Source organism: Pseudomonas sichuanensis, assembly GCF_024749065.1.
Classification (GTDB): Bacteria; Pseudomonadota; Gammaproteobacteria; order Pseudomonadales; family Pseudomonadaceae; genus Aquipseudomonas; species Aquipseudomonas sichuanensis.
The window spans coordinates 2,302,673-2,320,196 of record NZ_CP087185.1; the positions used below are offsets into that span (position 1 = coordinate 2,302,673).

General features: G+C 59.9%; 11 protein-coding genes and 1 pseudogene. 6 read left to right on the top strand and 6 right to left on the bottom strand.

The window, feature by feature from the left end; genetic code table 11:
* Positions 1 to 129: 129 nt before the first annotated feature.
* Positions 130 to 558, bottom strand: a complete 429-nt coding sequence (locus LOY51_RS10755) for a TOBE domain-containing protein (protein ID WP_258646124.1) — start codon at positions 556 to 558, stop codon at positions 130 to 132.
* A gap of 484 nt (positions 559 to 1,042) precedes the next feature.
* On the opposite strand from LOY51_RS10755, the gene LOY51_RS10760 reads away from it, so the two are divergent.
* Positions 1,043 to 2,401 carry an 8-oxoguanine deaminase gene (locus LOY51_RS10760; protein WP_110993700.1) on the top strand — a complete coding sequence of 453 codons (1,359 nt, stop codon included), beginning with the start codon at positions 1,043 to 1,045 and terminating at the stop codon, positions 2,399 to 2,401.
* 210 nt (positions 2,402 to 2,611) lie between these two features.
* Here the strand turns inward: LOY51_RS10760 and LOY51_RS10765 are convergent, their stop codons facing one another.
* The 3 genes from LOY51_RS10765 to LOY51_RS10775 form a co-directional block, all read right to left on the bottom strand.
* Positions 2,612 to 3,700 (bottom strand): hypothetical protein, encoded by a 1,089-nt coding sequence (locus tag LOY51_RS10765; RefSeq protein WP_125858257.1) that lies wholly within the window; start codon positions 3,698 to 3,700, stop codon positions 2,612 to 2,614.
* 90 nt (positions 3,701 to 3,790) lie between these two features.
* Complete coding sequence (locus LOY51_RS10770) at positions 3,791 to 5,746, bottom strand: DUF262 domain-containing protein (RefSeq protein WP_258646125.1); 1,956 nt, start codon at positions 5,744 to 5,746, stop codon at positions 3,791 to 3,793.
* Positions 5,743 to 7,170, bottom strand: coding sequence for a DUF262 domain-containing protein (locus tag LOY51_RS10775; protein WP_125858259.1), 1,428 nt, complete (start codon positions 7,168 to 7,170; stop codon positions 5,743 to 5,745). Before LOY51_RS10775 ends, LOY51_RS10770 begins: the two co-directional genes overlap by 4 nt.
* 500 nt (positions 7,171 to 7,670) lie before the next feature.
* Between LOY51_RS10775 and LOY51_RS10780 the strand changes: the two genes are divergently transcribed.
* From LOY51_RS10780 to LOY51_RS10795, 5 genes and pseudogenes are all read left to right on the top strand, one after another.
* Positions 7,671 to 12,452 (top strand): RHS repeat-associated core domain-containing protein, encoded by a 4,782-nt coding sequence (locus LOY51_RS10780; RefSeq protein WP_258646126.1) that lies wholly within the window; start codon positions 7,671 to 7,673, stop codon positions 12,450 to 12,452.
* 20 nt (positions 12,453 to 12,472) lie between these two features.
* Positions 12,473 to 12,826 carry a hypothetical protein gene (locus tag LOY51_RS10785; RefSeq protein WP_258646128.1) on the top strand — a complete coding sequence of 118 codons (354 nt, stop codon included), beginning with the start codon at positions 12,473 to 12,475 and terminating at the stop codon, positions 12,824 to 12,826.
* Between the two features lie 125 nt (positions 12,827 to 12,951).
* Positions 12,952 to 13,575: pseudogene (locus LOY51_RS10790) on the top strand (RHS repeat-associated core domain-containing protein); the annotation flags it as partial.
* Between the two features lie 313 nt (positions 13,576 to 13,888).
* Positions 13,889 to 14,176: an RHS repeat-associated core domain-containing protein gene (locus LOY51_RS27115; RefSeq protein ID WP_374046947.1), complete on the top strand. Its 288-nt coding sequence runs from the start codon at positions 13,889 to 13,891 to the stop codon at positions 14,174 to 14,176.
* Between the two features lie 307 nt (positions 14,177 to 14,483).
* On the top strand, positions 14,484 to 14,741 hold the full coding sequence (locus tag LOY51_RS10795) for a hypothetical protein (protein WP_258646130.1): 258 nt from the start codon (positions 14,484 to 14,486) through the stop codon (positions 14,739 to 14,741).
* 114 nt (positions 14,742 to 14,855) lie between these two features.
* On the opposite strand, the gene LOY51_RS10800 is transcribed toward LOY51_RS10795, so the two are convergent.
* Both LOY51_RS10800 and LOY51_RS10805 read right to left on the bottom strand, forming a co-directional pair.
* On the bottom strand, positions 14,856 to 16,184 hold the full coding sequence (locus LOY51_RS10800) for a TolC family outer membrane protein (protein WP_258646131.1): 1,329 nt from the start codon (positions 16,182 to 16,184) through the stop codon (positions 14,856 to 14,858).
* A 1-nt stretch (position 16,185) separates the two neighbouring features.
* Positions 16,186 to 17,514 carry an HlyD family type I secretion periplasmic adaptor subunit gene (locus LOY51_RS10805; RefSeq protein ID WP_223811906.1) on the bottom strand — a complete coding sequence of 443 codons (1,329 nt, stop codon included), beginning with the start codon at positions 17,512 to 17,514 and terminating at the stop codon, positions 16,186 to 16,188.
* Positions 17,515 to 17,524: the final 10 nt, after the last annotated feature.

Below are 17,524 nucleotides of genomic sequence, written 5' to 3' on the forward strand. Positions count from 1 at the left end.
CGGCGCCGGCCAGCATACACAGTGGCGGGCGGCTGTCACCAGTGGCGGCGGACGAAATGGACGGGCGCGCAGTGGCACCTGTCGTTCATGGGCAGGCCAGGGCGCCGAGCGGAGCCCTGGCCGGGATCATCAGGCCGGTACGCCGAGGATGATGTGCGAGGCCTTGATGACGGCGGTCGCATTGACGCCTGGGGCCAGGCCCAGCTCCTGCACGGCATCGCGGGTGACGATGGCGTGGACCTGGGTGCCGCCGGCGAGTTCGAGGGTCACTTCGGCGTTGACCGAACCGTCGGTGACTTTCACCACCTTGCCATTCAGGCAGTTGCGGGCGGACAGGCGAATGTCGCTGGCCTCGGTCATCAGCATCACCCAGGGTGCCTTGATCAGGGCGATGGCCTCGGCGCCTGGCTTGAGCCCCAGGCTGTTGACGCTCTCGACGGTGACCACCGCCACCAGCGTTTCACCGCCTGCCAGTTCGAGGGTGACCTCGCTGTTGACGGCGCCGGGGCGCACGTCACGGACCTTTCCTTTGAACACGTTGCGGGCACTGACTTTCATGACATTCTCCTTGAAGATGAAAAATCTGACTGCAGTGTCAGGATTTCGTTATGTAGTTTCCAGCATAGCGGCGGCGGTGAGAGCTTCTTGTATACAAAAACCTTTAGTTCTGCTTACATTGGCCGGCGCCTACGACAGCGGCAATCGCCGCTGCGTATTGCGACGGTTACCCATCATGCAACACCCAACGCTGCTCGAACCCTACGAGCCTCTTGCGCGAATCCCGTTCAACGCTGATGCATGCTTCAGCGCTCCCACGAGCGACGGACTCGCTGCCATACCCTTCACGCCTGAAACCCGTCCATGCCTGTCAGGGCCCTTGGCTCATGCCTTGGCACGTGCGGATTCAGCCGCGGCACGGTATCGCCTGCCGTTCATCTGCGCACTGCCTGCGCAGTTGCACTGAACGCTCCATACGGGTCACCCGACGGCGGCCTGTGCAAACATCCTGTTGAATGCGACCCCTTGCGGGAGAGGAACACCCATGCCCAAGACAATGCTGGTCAAGAACGCCGAACTGCTGGTGACGATGGACGGCGAACGCCGGGAAATCAAGCGCGGCGGCCTGTACATCGAAGACAACATCATCAAGCAGGTCGGCCCTAGCGACAGCCTGCCGCAAACCGCCGATGTGGTGCTGGACATGGCCGGCAAGGTGGTCATTCCCGGCCTGGTCAACACCCACCACCACATGTACCAGAGCCTCACCCGCGTGGTGCCGGCCGCCCAGGACGGCGAGCTGTTCAACTGGCTGACCAACCTGTACCCGATCTGGGCGCGGCTGACACCGGAAATGATCGCGGTTTCGACCCAGACCGCCATGGCCGAGCTGATCCTGTCGGGTTGCACCACCTCCAGCGATCACCTGTACATCTACCCCAACGGCTGCAAGCTCGACGACAGCATCCACGCTGCCGAGGAAATCGGCATGCGCTTCCACGCCGCGCGCGGCAGCATGAGCGTTGGCCGCAGCCAGGGCGGCCTGCCGCCGGATTCGGTGGTAGAGAAGGAGAGCGACATCCTCAAGGAGTCCCAGCGCCTGATCGAGGACTACCACGACGCCAGCCATGGTTCGATGCGCCGCGTGGTGGTGGCGCCGTGCTCGCCGTTCTCGGTGAGCCGCGACCTGATGCGCGAAGCCGCGGTGCTGGCGCGCGAGTACGGGGTGTCGCTGCACACCCACCTGGCCGAAAACGTCAACGACATTGCCTACAGCCGCGAGAAGTTCGGCATGACCCCTGCCGAGTACGCCGAAGACCTCGGCTGGGTCGGCCACGATGTCTGGCACGCCCACTGTGTGCAGCTCGACCAGCACGGCATCGAACTGTTCGCCCGCACCGGCACCGGTGTGGCCCACTGCCCCTGCTCGAACATGCGCCTGGCCTCGGGCATCGCGCCGATCCGCAAGATGCGCGACCACGGCGTGCCGGTGGGCCTGGGGGTGGACGGCTCGGCCTCCAACGATGGCGCCAGCATGATCGGCGAAGTGCGCCAGGCGCTGCTGTTGCAGCGGGTCGGTTTCGGCCCCGATGCCATGACCGCGCGCGAGGCCCTGGAGATCGCCACCCTGGGCGGTGCCAAGGTGCTTAACCGTAACGACATCGGCGCCCTGGCCCCCGGCATGGTCGCCGACTTCGTCGCCTTCAGCCTGGGCCACGTGGCCTACGCAGGCGCCTTGCACGACCCGCTGGCGGCCCTGGTGTTCTGCACCCCGACCCACGTTGACACCAGTGTGATCAATGGCCGGGTGGTGGTGAAGGACGGGCATATCACCACCGTGGATCTGCCCCTGGTGCTGGAGCGTCATAACCAGCTGGCGCGGCAACTGGTCAGCGGCGAGTGACTTGAGTGGCCGTTGCGCTCCACTGGGGTGCGACGGCCCAGGGGGCATCCGCTAACAGGTGGTTCAGCTGTCGGTTGCACTCGAAGCGGGACCGCCCGGGTACCTGGCGCTCGTTGAAACCCATGTGCCGCAACGACAGGGCTGAAACACCAACTCAACAGAGATGCTGGGCAAGCTCGCATGCGTTGCGGCCAGAGGGAAGCAGGGGCATCACTCGGGGTTCAGCAGTCCGTTACGCTGGATATGTGAGAGCCAACGTTTAGGGTGGTAACCATCAAGCAGAGCGGTTGTTTTTTCACCCTTGGCAAGATCAATTGCACCGACCGCTGCACCCGCTGCAGCGCCCAGGGGGCCTGCCAGACACATCCCGATCGCGGTACTGACACCTGTCGCGGCGCCGAATCTCATCCATTGGGTCCATTTTTTCTTCGAGGGGAGAAGCTTCTCAGATGCGGCGTAACTCGCTCGTACGTCCAGGTCGGGGGCGAGGTGCTTTGAGAGCCACATCCTCAAATCCTGTGCCTCGTCACTCACAAGGGTAGTGATGATCTTGTTAATGTCTTCGCGGTCACGAAAGACCAGAGGAAATCCTGTTTTCTCGAAGCTTGGAAGGTTTTCAATTTTATGCAGGTCATTAATTATCTTTCTGGCGTGAAAGACTTCGGCGCCAGGCGTGGCGCCTTCTGCCCTTCGAATCGGGAAACAGAGCTCAAGCAATTGTGGCAACTCGTGGTCCATCTCCATCTCTGACACGCCGGCGGCCAGAAGATCATTCATGCGGGCGATGCCCGTGACGGCGCCAGTTTGATAGTAGTAACGTTCAGAGGGAAACAGGAACTCGTAATCTGGGCGTCCTGCGTAATAGCCAAACGCGTCATCAACCTTGCCTTTGGCGGGTAACCAGGCTGTGTAGTCAGGTGCAATGGGGTCGATGAACGTCTCTTCTATTTCAGCGAACAGTGCGTTGCGATCACTCGCATGCTGATGCATGTCTAGTTTACGAACACGTTCAATGAATCGATCACGCGCATAGGCTTCCGGCGTGGTGCTGTTTGCGTGCTCCAAGGAATAGGCGGGGCAGAAGCGAATTCTTTTTTCTCGCAAGAGAAGCCGGAGTTGCTCTGTTTCAAATGCAGCCTCCAGTCGGTTCAGCACGGTTGCTTCCAGTGGAATCACAACCTCTTCGTGTACCAGCAAGCAGTCCGCCAGGTAGCCAACGTTGTCAGGCGTGGAAAAACAAAGGTCTGCGGCGATGCCTAAGCGTGCGGGCAACTTGGGCGTATCGGTAGGAGTGGCCATGCTTCCAAGTCCTATGTTCACATTGAGCGCTAATGGATTTTTGTATTGCAGTGTCTTGGTTCAGCTGTGCGTTGGCTGACAAGGCATCTGCTATTCAGCGTTTGATTGGCCAAGATACCCGGCCAGCAAGTCAATCATGTCCTGCTGATGTTGCCTCGCCTGTGCGTCACCCCATCGCTTGTGGGCATAGATCAGTTTCATCTTCAGCGAGTCGATGCGTTCCCTGTTGCGGTTCTCGAAATGCTTGCGCTTCTCGTTGAACGGCTTGTTGCCGTACTCCGAGTTGATGCCCCGCGATACCAGTGCCAGGTTGCCGAAAGTATCCAGCACCTCGCCGGAAACGGTATCAAGGTCGACGTCCTGCGCCGTCTGCGGCGAAATATGCTCGATCGAGTTCTTTGCGGTCATCCGGAACTGGGTGCGTTGCTGGGCATTCAACTGAGCGGCGTTGGTGCTCCAGAGCACGTACTCCAGCTTGTAGAACCAGTAATGCGCGAAACTCAGGCCCGAAGCCTCGTTCAACACCTTGGCGGGGTCTACCAACGGCATGGTGGCCGAGGCATCTTCCAGGAACACATGGCTGCGTGCGATCAGGGGCCTGGGGTCGTCGCTGCACAGCAGGTGGTTATCGAGGTGTTTGAGCTGTCGAAGGTAGCTGGCCCGGCCGGTTCGATTGGCGCGTATGTACGCCAGCAACGGAGTTAGCCAGTACTGGGTGGTGATCTGTTGCGAGTGGTACAGCATGCTCTGCAGCAGCGCGAATGCGTGATCGCTGGCTTCTTCGCGGACCAGGGTCGTGTATGGCTTGCCGGAGGCGGCCTCGGTTGTGCGCTTGCGCAGGTCGTGGATGAGGTGGTGTTCCTCGCCATCGACTTCCACCCACTTGATGACATGCTTGTCGAAGCAGTAGCGTACTTCCCACAGCAAGGCGATGAACTTCTTCGCCTTGGCGCCACTGCGGGGCGCTTTCAGGAAATGCGTGTCGAACAGCGACAGCAGCTCCTTGTCGTTGATCCTGGGAATGTCCGGCTCACCTTGTTCATTCAGCCAGATGCGCAATGCATGCTGCAGCAGCATCGAAAAAGTGATGATGCTGCGTACCTTGCGCGTGCCCTGGAATACTTCTGGCGGTTCGCTGCCCTGCTCGGGGAGTGCTCTCGTCCTGCCAGCTAGGATATCGGCCAGGGACAGCGAGCTTGAATTGCGGTTGGCCGAATATTTGTCACTCAGCGCTTCCAGAACACAGGCTGACCAGGCCAGTTGCTCGTCATCGCGCCGCGCTGCTGGATTGGAGAACAGCGGGTGCACATCGAACCTGGCGATGCTGCGCAGATTGCGTTCAACATAGTCGTCCATATAGGCGCAGGACTCCCACAGCGCTGCATAGCGTTCTCGCTCGGCGGTGTTGCCGATGTGCTGGAGCAGCCTGGCCTTGAGAATTTCATGTTGCTGGAGCTGCACGCCCCGGTTGTTGATCACCTCGAAGATCTTGTTGAGGTCCATGGTTGCCGGGAAGTGGGTCATGACCACGGTTACTTTGTTCAGCACGTACTCGGTGAAAGCGGTCAGCCTGGCTTCCTCGCGCTCGTGCTTGAAGCGCTGGATGACCCCCAGCGCGGTGTCGATCTTGTCATGCTCGATGGACGGCGCCTTGCCGGAGACACAGCTGGCCTTGAACGCTTTCTCGATATCCGGCCGGATGGGGAAGCCCAGGCGCGGACGAAGTCCATCGTTGTGTTCGCCGGCGAGGAATGGCTTGAGTTCCTGCCCCAGGGACAGTGCCAGCAGCCACAAGGTGGTGAAGCGCTGTTGGCCATCGATCAAGTCGTACTCGACCGTCGAGCGATCCTGATGCCGGGTCACCACCAGGATGCCGCCCAGGTAGGCGATGGGGCGTTGGTCTTCGAATGCGGCCCACAGGTCGTCCAGCAGGGTGCGCACCTGCTCATCGCTCCACACATACAGACGCTGATAGACCGGAATCTGGAAGAATATGCCTTGCTTGACGATCTGCTGCAGGGTGATGTCGTGTGATTGAATGGTCATGCGCATTGCTCCTCGATCCAGGCTTCACGCCCGTCCAGCGTGCCTTCCTTGCCATAGAACGCCAGCACTGCAGCTTTGTAGCGCCCTTGCACGGTTGAGTCGGGCTCGATGTCTTCCGCTGCATAGATGGCCGCAGAGCGTGAGTCGGACATCAGGAACGCCATCACTTCGTCTGGGGTGTAGGCTTGGGCGATCACATCCAGCAGGTTCAGCGGTGCGTCGCGCAGGTAGACAGGGATAGCGGCGGCAAAGATGTAGCTCTTTTCAATTCGGATCGCGCCGATGACGTAATCCAGGCTGAGCGCAAAGCGCAGCAGGTCGCGGGTGCCGAAACGGTCGACGAACATCAGCACCGCCAGGCAGAACAGCTCGCGCAGGTAAGGTGATAGGCGCAGGGTCACCTCGGTGTAGAACTGCCGGAAGGCCCGCTCCTGCGTCTTTGCACCGAACAGCTGATTGACCAGTGCTGCGTACTTTTCGACATACAGGAAAAAGCCCAGCCCGCGCTGGATGGGTTGGCGCAGCGAGAAGGGCAGGGTTGCGATGTCGTCCGGCTCGGGCAAGGCCCCGTGGCTCAACTTGACGTTGCCTGCCTGGGAAACCAGCAATTGTGCCGAGGCATAGGCGACCGGCGCAGGCGATATGCCCAGTCGGTGCCCCTGCTCGGGGCGCAGGGTGCGTGCCTGGAATTCGTCGATGATGCCGTCCCGGCACTCCTCGCCAAGCGTCTTCTGGCCACGCCAGCGCCGCCCGCGCCAGAGCAATTTGCCGAACAGCAGCGCGTCGAAATCACCTGCGATGCCCATGCACTGGTTATGTTCCTGCCAATTTTCCCAGCGCTCGGCGAACAGGGCACGCAGCTTGTCCCGGTGCCCGCCCTCGATGGCGCGCAGGTGGAAGGCCTTGAGCAGGTCGGCGGCGCCCAGCGGCACGCCGCGGCTGTTCTGGTTATCGAAGAAGGTGAACGCCAAGTCTTCGTTGGGCACCGTGATCACGGTGAAAACGATGTGCCGGAATAGCGCTTTGCAGTCATCCGCCAAGCCTTCGGCTTCGATGATTCGCTGGGCCTGCTGGATGTTATTGACCGACGCTGGTGACCGGTAGGCAAAGTCGGCCCCGCTGGGCAGCGTGCCATGGAGCACGTGGTAGAGAATGCACAGCGTGGTCAGCCGCTGCTGGCCGTCAATGACGAATTGCCTGTGCTGTGCGCTGTCCTTGTGGATCAGCAACGCGCCCATGTAGTAGTCGAGCCCACTGTCCCGCTCCAATTGGAACTCTCGAAGGTCCTTGAGCAATTGCTGAACCTTGTCCTTGTCCCAGACATAGGGACGCTGGTAGGTATCCAGGGCCAGTGGCATCCGTTGCGAGGCAAGCAATGCCTCGAAAGGGATGACCCTGACCGCTACGGCGTTGTTCTTGCTCATCGCTGGCGAATCCTTACGCTGGGCGGCTGTTCAAAGGCGGCCAATCCTACAGCGATTGGTGAATGATGGCCATGGGCCGCCTTTTGCAGGTGCTTGCCCTCCGGAAACAGCGTTTGGCGCTGCCCTGCCGGCCGGATTAGGCCGAGCGCTGGCTCCGCGAGTGCCTGCGGCGCAGCAAGGTGTTCGAGCTTGATCAGCGTGGGGTGCCGACGACGTTGTGAAGAATTGCTTGGCGCGCCGACCCTTCAGTGATCACAGAGTGTTTATGCCCGCCAGGGGCGTGTAGCCGTTTTTCCACACCCGAACAGGAATGCTCCGTCCTGCATGCGAGACACCTTCTGACTTCTTCCTGAATACCGCCTCGGTATGGTTTCCCTCCTGCATTTTCAGGTCGCCCGACCGAGGCCATTGCACTGCACCACCCACCTTGTGGGAGCGGGCTTGCCCCGCGATGCGTAGCCACCAGGCGACCTCCTTTCCAGCAAGGAGCGCCAAACCAAATGGCAACCACCCCCGGCAAGGCCAGCCCTTCAGGCAAGGGCATTTTTCAAGTAGCGATCACACCACTCGCCGAAATCCAGGCCAAGGACGTCGGCCGTGGCGCCGCCGTGTTCGACGCCTGGCTGCGGGAAGTCAGTGCCGGCCATGCCACCCTCGAGCGCCTCAAGACCGTCGCCGGCAATGTGCCAGTGGCGGGCAACAGCATCGCCCTGATCGAAGCACTGGGCGCTATCGCTACCCTGGCCCGCAGCAAGCTGCCCGACCCGCTCGACGGCGCCACCTTTGCCCTCAATCTGATCGCCTTGGTCACCTCGCCCGCCGGTGAGGCGCCGGCACGCATGAGCTTGCGGCCGATGCTGTTGTTCGTGCGCCAGGAGGGCAAGCAGGTGCTCGGCGATGCCTCGGTCGAACTGCTGGCCGGCCACCTCAACGCCGATATCGTCGGCAGCCTCGATAATTTCGTCAGCCAGGCCGCCGGCAAACTCAAGGGCATCCTCGCCGAGGCCGCCACCCTCGGCGAGCAGATCATTCTCGACATTGCCAGTGGCCTGGCCACCCTGGCCGAAGGCGCCGGCCCAAGACACGCCCGCCCGGCATCCGGCACGAGCAGCGCGCTGATGCACAACCCGCTGGCCACGCTCGACAACTACCTGGCCGGTGCCTTCAGTGCCTACAAGCACGCTGGCAAGGGTATGACCAGCGCCAACATCAGCCCCACCCTCAGCGCCGCGGCTAAGGCCGAACTGCTAGCCCACAGCGCGCACCTGCGCAGCTTGGCCCTATTGATACGCGGCGAGATCCTCAAGCTGGGCGATGCCGGCAGCCCCGGCTCCATCGAGGCCCTGCGCCTGACCCTGGCCAGCAGCGTCAAGCAGTGGCGCCAACGCAACCCCCAGGTGGTGGCGGCCAACATCAAGCCCGGCGGCACCAGCAAGGCTCGCCACCAGCTGGCCGAAGGCAAGCTGGAAACCCAAAAAGAGCAGGCGCCCGCGTCCCAGGCCGCCAACCCGTGCAAGAACGGCGCCCCGGCCAACACCTGCAACAGCATCAACTTCGCCCTGGGCAGCGAGACCCTGCAGCACACCGATTTCAGCCTGCCCGGCCCGTTCCCGATCACCTGGACCCGCACCTACCACTCGCGCCTTTTCGCCCTCGACAGCGGCAGCCTCGGCGCCCGCTGGATCACCGCCTTCACCACCTGCATCGATGTGCAGGACGATGGCCTGCTGCTGCACGATATCGACGGCCGCAGCCACGCCTACCCGCTGCCCAAGGTCGGCAAAACCCATTACGACGCGGGCGAGTACCGTGGCCTGACCCGCACCACCGACACCCAGCTCATCCTGTCGCGCGGGCAGGAGCGCCACGAGACCTACGAGCGCGTCGGCGAGCGCTTCCACCTGGTGCATATCGTCATGCGCAACGGCGTCGGCGCGATGCTGCACTACGAGCACAGCCACAACGGCCGCCCGGTGTTGTCGGACATCAACACCTACGCCGACAACGACCTGAGCAAGGTGCACCTGCAACTGGGCACGCTGCTCGATGAGCACGGCCATATCCAGGGCCTGTGGCAAGTGGTCGACGGCAAACCGCTGCGCCAGCTGTGCGCCTACCACTACGACGACCAGGGCGACCTGATCGCCGCCCAGGACGAACACGGCGCCGCCTGGCGCTACCAGTACCAGCACCACCTGATCACCCGCTACACCGACCGCACCGAGCGCGGCCTCAACCTGGAATGGGACGGCAGCGGCCCGCACGCCCGGGCGATCCGCGAATGGGCCGACGATGGCAGCTTCGAAACCCGCCTGGCGTGGGACGAGCACATCCGCCTGACCACCGTGACCGACGCCCATGGCGGCCAGACTCGCCACTACTACGACGCCGAGGGCTACACCTACCGCATCCAGCACGCCGACGAGCGCTCGGAGTGGCTGTTCCGCGACGCCCGCAAGAACGTGATCCGCCACCTGCACGCCGACGGCAGCCAGGATCGCTACACCTACGATGAACGCAGCAACCGCCTGCAGCACATCCGTGCCGACCACAGCGTGGTGCACTACGCCTACGACGACAAGGACCAGCTGATCAAGATCAGCGATGCCGAAGACGGCCTGTGGCTGCGCGGCTACGACGATGCCGGCAACCTGGTCGAAACGGTCGACCCGCTGGGCAACAAGACCGAGTTCGCCTATACCTCCACTGGGCAGCTCAAGGCGGTCAAGGACGCCAACGGCAACGAGAAGAAGCTGGCGTACAACGACGCCGGGCAACTGCTCGAATACACCGACTGCTCCGGCAAGACCAGTAAATGGGAGTACGACGAACTGGGGCGCCTGGTGCAGGCCAGTAATGCGCTGGGTGAGAAGACTCAGTTCATGTACGAGGCCGGTCAACTGGCGAAGGTGACCTATCCGGACCTGACCGAAGAACGCTTCCACTACGATGCCGAGGGCCGGCTGCTGGCCCATGTCGATGCGCTGGACCGGTCTACTACCTGGAGCTATACCCATGCTGGGTTGCCAAGTGAGCGTGTTGATGCAGCGGGGTACACGTTGCGCTACCACTGGGACAAGCTAGGTCGATTGGTCTGCCTGGACAACCAGAACGGAAGTAGAGCGACATTCTGCTATGACCTGGTCGGACGCTTGTCGCAGGAAACCGGTTTCGACGGTTTGGCTAGGCACTATCGGTATGACGTGCATACCGGGCGGCTGGCGTTCACGCAGGTTGGCCAGCGTCGCGTAACCATGCGTTTCGATCGTATGGGCCGACTGATCGAACGTACTGCCGGCCTGGGTGAACAGGTGGAATCGGAGCATTATGCCTACGACGGCAATGGCCAACTGCTCCAGGCCCGCAATGCCGTCAGCATGTTGCAATGGTTCCATGACGAAGCCGGCAACATGGTCCGCGAGCACCAGCATTATCTGGGTATCGGCACACCCATGGTTGCCGTCTGGCAGCATGAATACGATGCGTTGAACCAGCGTGTGGCAACCATCCGGCCCGATGGCCACAAGGTCAGTTGGTTGACTTACGGTAGCGGCCATGTCGCTGGCATGACGCTCGATCATCACGAAATGCTCGCCTTCGAGCGTGACGACTTGCACCGCGAAATTGTCCGTCACCAAGGCAACAAACTCATGCACAAACAGCAGTGGACTCTGCGGGGAAGGCCGCAAGAGCAATTGATTGGCGGTGCCGATGGCGAATCTGTCCTGCTCAAACGGGAGTATCAGTACGACACGGTCGGCCAACTGACCGGTATCCGCGATACGCGTCGTGGGCAATTGGCTTACCAATACGACCCACTTGGCCGGCTGCTGCAGGCCGCCAGCCGTTTAGGCGTTGAAACTTTCGCGTTCGATCCCGCGGGCAACCTCATTGACGAAGCCCAACAACTCAATCGCCCTCTGGAAGAAAAGGCCAGCCATGGGAAGCTGATGGACAACCGCTTGCGCGAATACGGCGGTGTCCATTTCAAATATGACGAGCGCGGCAACCTGGTTCACCGGCTGCAAGAGGGCAAGCATGCTCATCTGACCTGGGACTTGTTCGATCGCCTGACGCATTACAACGATGACAAGCTCAAGGTCGACTACAGCTATGACGCGCTGGGGCGCAGGTTGCACAAGCATTCCGTTGCCCATTACTGGGATAGGCCTGAAGCCGGTACTGGCTGGAACCAGATGCAGCGAGCCAAACGACAGCGCGAGTTGAAATGCGGCTTCACGCTGTTCGGCTGGGATGGCAACGCGCTTGCCTGGGAGAGTTCCCCGCCACGTGACGACAGTGATACCGGCAGAACGGTGCACTACCTATATCTGCCAGGCAGTTTTGTGCCAGTGGCCCAAGCGGTGCGCAATGGTCCGGTTCGCCTGCATAAACAACCTGATTGGAGTGGGCGGGAATATGACTTCGAGCAGGACCCGTTATGGCATACGGAGGTGAAGCCGATGGGGTTCGACAATATTTTTTGGTATCACTGCGATCATTTTGGGACGCCGATGGAAATGACTGGCGAAGATGGCAGTATCGTCTGGTCTGCTAAATACAAAGCTTTTGGCGTGTGTTTTGCCTCGAAGGAATCTTTCGGAATTATAAATCCGTTTCGTTTTCAAGGGCAGTATCATGACCCTGAAAGTGGATTGCATTACAATAGATTTCGCTATTATGATCCTGGTATGGGGCGCTATATATCGGAGGATTCAATTGGTTATGAGGGAGGACTGCATGCTTATAGTTACGTAGGTGCGAGCCCGGTGACTCATGTTGACCCCATGGGCTTGGCTCGCTGGGACTGGAATGGAATTGGTGATACCTCAGTGTGTGCATATTATGATTATCGAACTTGCGAGACCACGGGGGATTTAAGTAGTTATTATAAGGCGGCGGGAAAAATTTGTCGCGGCCAGCGGGGGGACGTTAATGTTGTGCTGACGGCTGGAATTACTAATGCTTGGATTTATAAATATACATCTGAATCTGAGTCAGGGGTTTATGATTCCATTAGGCAAAGCTTGATATCGAGTGATAAGGCTGAAGTGGCTGTGCATGGTGTCAATGGGGTAACTGGAAATGCTATTGATGCTTATCATGATAAAGCGTTCGATGGCGCAGGACTGGCGACGAGATTTTACGGTGGCAATATATGGTTCCAAGGCATCTCACCAAATCCAGTACCCTTTGATCGGGATGAAAAATTTGGTTTTGATCCTCGGAGGATGTTACCGACCGGGGACTCTACGCAATCTTTGGGGTGCTCAAAAAATTAATGGCCTTGGGCTAAGCGGAGATGGAAGTGGGTCTTTTATTTAAGGTGATACTGGCGCTGCCATTATTTTTGGTTTATGTGTTTTTTATTTGGGCGGCCGTTCATGCTGGAGCGACCTCCCCAATTGGATTTATTCGCCATGCCATTCTCGTTGGTGGGCTGGCGCCGTTGTGTGCGTGGTTGGGAGTGATGTTTTTTGCTGAAGATAAAATCCTGCCTAAGGCGATTATGGCAGCACTGGGCTTGACGGCTTACCACTATTATTTGTTCGCGGTTTCGGCGCATTACGATGGATTCATGTATTGGGGGGTCCAGCTTGTTGAGTTGTTGGCTTTGTTCGCATTTGTAAGGTTTATCCGCAAGGGGTCTAATTGATTAAGGTGGTCTAATCGATATCGTTAAGAGAGGGCGGGGTGCTAGATCCTGGCGCGAAGCCGCTGACGGAGCGAGCCAGACTGCAGGGGGAGAGCAATCCGATTCGGTTCTAGGGGCAGTATCAGGACTTGGAAACGGCACTGCACTACAACCGCTATCGCTATTACGAGCCGAAAATGGCGCGGTATGTGTCCAGGGACCCGATTGGGATGCAGGGTGGGATGAACGTCTATAGCTATGTGAATAACGCGCCTGTTATGCGCGCGGACCCATTGGGACTGTGGGATGCACCATTTACCAACATGCCGGGTGTGCAGGAGCGTACTTCGCTTGGCACTCATATGATGAAAAATGGCGAGATGCCCGAAGCGATTGCTAAAGCGATGGCGCCACCGCCCCCCAAACCCATAGCGACAGGCGAGTGCCGTGCAGCTGGTACCGCCGCGGTGGGAGCAGGACTCTCCGTGGGGGTAAGCGAGAATGAAGGTTCTGGATTTGGCTCGCAGCTCAGTGTTCCCGTGTCAACGGTTGCGTTGCGCGCGGCTGCGAGTTGTGGTTTGAAAATCGCAGATCCTGACGCTAAGCCGCTTAAGGCCGGTGCCGGAGTAGGTATGAGTTTTGGAGTCATTTCAGTAGAGGTCGGGCAGACGTCTACATGGCCGGAGATTTACTTTGGTATTGGACTAGGTGCTGGGCCAGAGTTGAAAATTCCTGTGCACCCCAATATCTCTATTTCACTTAATAAGTAAGGATGCGTTATGTGTGTTTGGCTGAATGCTGTGATTCAAGTGTTTTTTTGGGGCGCATTTTTTACGTTATTCTTCACGGTTTTTTACGCGAACGCCTATTGCAAGAAAAACGGAATAAATATGAGCGCGTTTCCAGGTCTTTTTGAGATGTATCGTCGGGTCTTTAGGTTTGAGAACAAAAGGCTTTCTTGGATAGTTCTTTTGACTGTTTATGGAGGGGCGATTATTGGGGTTTTTATGATATTTTTGGTTTTTTATGCTAGGTCGCAAGGGTGTGTGGTAGATATGCGGGTTGGTTTTAGTTGATCATTTAATGGCGCGGTATGTGTCCAGGGACCCGATTGGGATGCAGGGTGGGATGAACGTTTACAGCTACGTGAGTAACGCGCCTGTCATGCGCGCGGGCCCATTGGGACTGTGGGATGCAGCATTTGCCAACATGCCGGGCGTGCAGGAGCGTGCTTCGTTGGGCGCCCATATGATTGGTAATGGCGAGTCACCGGAAGCAATTTCCAGAGCGATGGCACCACCACCGCCCAAGCCGATTGCGACAGGCGAGTGTAAGGCGTCGGGGGCATTAGCAGCAGGGGCCGGCATGTAGCTATTAACGAAGAGTCAGGTATGTCTAAATGGGGTAGTTTTCAAACGTCTGCCATGGCTGTACGGGCAAGTTTAAGTTGCGGTCTGAAATTTCCCTCATCAGGTGAGGCGCGGCCAGTTGCGGGCGGGATAGCATTAGGACTGGGATTCTTGAATATAGAAATTACACAAACATCGTCATGGCCAGATATTCATATGGGTATCTGGCCTAGCATTGGGCCGGAAATCAAGGCGCCGATGAACCAAAGTATCAACGTTCGATTTTAAGGCCATCTATGTGCGATGCTATTTATTACTACAAGGAATTCGTGTTTTATTTCGCAATGATTACGATTTTTATTGCGGTGGTTTACATGTCTCGATTTGCCAAGAGTCGCGGAATTGATTTCAATTCAATTTTTGGATTGCTTGAAGTGTATCGCTTGGTTTTCTCGTTTAAATATAAAAAATTATCGGCGCTGGTTTTGCTTGTCATGTATGGGAACATGCTGCTATGGCTGGTGGCGCTAGCCCTTAACCATTGGGGTGGCAGTGAAGGGTGTCCTTTAAAACTAAGTAGGGAGTGAGTTGACAATTAAAAGACCGATTCGGGCCGGCACAGGCAATTCCAGCCAGTCACTCCCACTCCGATCATATCGACCTCAAACCATGCGCAATCCCTGGTTAGCCAGCAATCCCCCTCACTTGCTCACCAACAACTCCGGCCCCAGGTAATCGTTGATCTGGTCGATATCATCATCCCCCAGGCTCCCCACCGACGAGGCCAGGCGCAGGCGCGACATCAAGTAGCGCAACTTGGCCTCGAACAGGTCATGCCTGGCCACGAACAGCAGCTCCTCGGCATTGAGCACATCCGAGTTGGTGCTGATGCCCCCCTCCTTGAAGCCCTTGCGGGTCGACAGCAATGAGCGCTCGTTGGACACCACGGCCTTCTCCAGCGCGCGGATGCGCAGGGCGCCGCTCTGCACGCCGCGAAACTCGCGGGTGGTGCCGGTGATGACTTCCTGGCGGGTGGCGTCGAGTTCGTCCTGGGCCTTGGCGCTGTTGGCGCTGGCCTGGCGGCTGAGGGCGCTGACACCGCCGCCGCTGTACAACGGGATGTTGATTTCCAGGCCGATCGAGCTGTAGTGGTTGCGCTGGTTCAGCTCCGACAGCGACTGGCTTTCGCCGGCGGTATAGCCGGCGACGAAGTCCAGGGTCGGCCAGTGGCCGGCCTTGGCCCGTTTCACTTCTTCTTCGGCGATCTCCTGGCTGTGGCGGCGTGCATGGATCAGCGGGCTGTCGGCCTGGGCCTTGACCAGCCAATCCTGCAAGTTGCTGGGCAGCAGCGGCGGGGTGGCGAAGCCCGGTTGCAGGGTGGTCAGCGATTCAGGGGTTTCACCGATGTACTCGGCGAGCTGGCGGCGGGCGTTGACCAGGTTGTCCTGCGCCTCGATCAGCTCGGCCTCGGCAAGGTCGCGGCGCGCGGCCGACTCGTCGATGTCGGTGATGGTGCCGTCGCCCAGTTCCATGCGCCGTTTCGCCGAGGCCAGTTGCTCTTCGAAGGCGCTCAGCTTGGCGTGGGCCAGGCTGATGGTCTCGCTGGCCAGCAGCACGTTGAAGTAACTCTCGGCCAGGCGTACCGCAGCGTCCTGGCTCTTGGCGTCGAACACCGCCACGCTGTAGTCGGCACGTTGCTGGCCCTGGCGGTACTCGGCCATCTTCTGCTTGTTGAACAGCGGTTGGCGCAGGCGCAGGTTGGCGCCCGTGGAGTCGTAATCGAGGTCGTTGTTGATGCCGTTCTGGCGCTGGTTGCCGTTGACCTTGTTGGTATAGGCCGAGGCGTTGATCTGCGGCAGCAGGCCTGCTCGGCCGATGGCACGGTTTTCCATGCCTGCCTCTTGTTCATGCACGGCGGCGCGGTACACCGGGCCCTGGTACTGCAGCAGGTCCCAGGCTTGCTTGAGGTCCATGGCGCCGGCGGGCAAGGCCAGGCCCAGCAGGCACAGGCACAGGCAATGACGGTTCATATCATTGCTCCTTGAAGGCGCTGTCGACGCGCTCGATCATCGGCTTGAGCAGGTAGCTCAGCAGGTTGCGTTCGCCGGTCTTGATGGTGACGCTGGCCGGCATGCCGGGGCGGATATGGTTGCTGCCCAGCAGGGCCATGCCGTCCTGGGTCACCTCGACCTGGGCCAGGTAGAACGGCTGCTTGCTCTCTTCGTCCAGCAGCCGGTCGGCCGAGACGGTCTTGACCCGCCCGGGGATGTTCGGGGTCTGGGCGTGGTTGAACGCCGGGAACGACAGGTCCACCGCAAGCCCCGGGACCATCTTGTCGATGGCCTGCACCGGGATCATCGCGTCCACCTGCAGCGGCTCGTCGAGCGGTACCACCTCCATGATCTTGGCGCCGGGCTGGATGATCCCGCCCACCGTGGCGATGCTCAGGGCCTGGACCATGCCGTCGATCGGCGAGCGGATCACCGTGTGCGCCACTTCATAATCCAGCGCGCGCAGGCGGTCGGCCAGGGTGGTGCTTTCCTTGGCGATGTCGGTCAGCTGCGATTGCACCTCTTTGCGGTAGTCGTGCTGGCGCTGCAGGATGCGCAGGCGGATCTCGCTGGTCTGGCTGCGCACCCGGGCGATGTTGTTGAGGTTCTCGGCCTGGCCGGCGGACAGGTCGGCATGGCTGCGTTCCAGTTCCAGCAGGCGGTTGCGCGGCACATAGCCTTCGGCGGCGAGGGTGCGGGTGCCGTGCAGTTCCTGGTCGAGGAAGCCGATCTGCGAGGCGCGCGCGCCATACACCTGCTGCAGGCCCTTGAGCTGCACCGCCGAGGCCGTGAGGTTCTCTTCGAGGATGTCGATCTCGCCGGCCAGCCCCGCGCGGCGGGTATCGAGCAGGTGCTCCTGCAAGTCCATCGCGGCCAGCAGGCGGTGGTCGCCGGCGAAGCGGGCAAGCAGGTCGGGGTCGTAGGTGACCCTGTCCTCGCCGTCACGCTCGGCCTCCAGGCGGTTCTCCACGGTCTTGCTGACGATGTACTGGGCGCTGACCGCGCCTTGTTCGGACACGGCGCGCAAGGCATCCAGGCGCACCACTTCCTGGCCTTTCTTCACCAGGTCGCCTTCGCGCACCAGGATCGCTTCGACGGTGCCGCCGGTCAGGTGCTGTACCGCCTTGCGGTTACTGGTGACCTTGACCGTGCCGGTGGCCACCACGCCGGCATCCAGCGGCGCCAGCCACGACCACATCAGAAAACCGCCGAAGCCGGCGAGCATCAGCCACAGGCCGCAGCGGGCGGGGCGAGTGACGTCCAGGTCGATGCCGTGGTCGGGGGCGTTACGGGTGGTTTCAGTGGGCATGTTCATCTGC

Coding starts and splice junctions, on each gene's coding strand:
- LOY51_RS10775 (WP_125858259.1), bottom strand. CDS start 7,170: ATGAGCAAGAACAACGCCGTAGCGGTCAGGGTCATCCCTTTCGAGGCA.
- LOY51_RS10770 (WP_258646125.1), bottom strand. CDS start 5,746: ATGACCATTCAATCACACGACATCACCCTGCAGCAGATCGTCAAGCAA.
- LOY51_RS10805 (WP_223811906.1), bottom strand. CDS start 17,514: ATGCCCACTGAAACCACCCGTAACGCCCCCGACCACGGCATCGACCTG.
- LOY51_RS10755 (WP_258646124.1), bottom strand. CDS start 558: ATGAAAGTCAGTGCCCGCAACGTGTTCAAAGGAAAGGTCCGTGACGTG.
- LOY51_RS10785 (WP_258646128.1), top strand. CDS start 12,473: ATGGAAGTGGGTCTTTTATTTAAGGTGATACTGGCGCTGCCATTATTT.
- LOY51_RS10765 (WP_125858257.1), bottom strand. CDS start 3,700: ATGGCCACTCCTACCGATACGCCCAAGTTGCCCGCACGCTTAGGCATC.
- LOY51_RS10800 (WP_258646131.1), bottom strand. CDS start 16,184: ATGAACCGTCATTGCCTGTGCCTGTGCCTGCTGGGCCTGGCCTTGCCC.
- LOY51_RS10780 (WP_258646126.1), top strand. CDS start 7,671: ATGGCAACCACCCCCGGCAAGGCCAGCCCTTCAGGCAAGGGCATTTTT.
- LOY51_RS27115 (WP_374046947.1), top strand. CDS start 13,889: ATGGCGCGGTATGTGTCCAGGGACCCGATTGGGATGCAGGGTGGGATG.
- LOY51_RS10760 (WP_110993700.1), top strand. CDS start 1,043: ATGCCCAAGACAATGCTGGTCAAGAACGCCGAACTGCTGGTGACGATG.